This window comes from uncultured Tateyamaria sp. (assembly GCF_947504105.1).
Classification (GTDB): Bacteria; Pseudomonadota; Alphaproteobacteria; order Rhodobacterales; family Rhodobacteraceae; genus Tateyamaria.
Genome location: NZ_CANNGP010000213.1, coordinates 1 through 205 on the forward strand (window position 1 = coordinate 1; position 205 = coordinate 205).

Annotated in this window: 1 protein-coding gene; it reads right to left on the reverse strand. The window is 58.5% G+C overall.

Annotation, left to right across the window (positions count from 1 at the left end):
• The coding region (locus tag Q1A75_RS24235; RefSeq protein WP_299593808.1) for a hypothetical protein at positions 1–205 on the reverse strand (205 nt) is incomplete at both ends.

Consider the following 205-nt stretch of genomic DNA (forward strand, 5'->3'; position numbering starts at 1 on the left):
CGGTTACTCCAGCCGGTCTTGGATCCCTTAAACGTCGGATTACCCTTGAATAGATCAATGACCACTGAGGAGGGCATACGCTCCAGCGCGGCCATGGCCTCACGCTTGCGACGCCTGGCCTGGCTTGACGTGCTCTCCTTCCCGGCGGGTTCGAAATCGACATAGGCCGCCTTCATGATCTCGGCGACTTCAGCCTTCGAAAGTG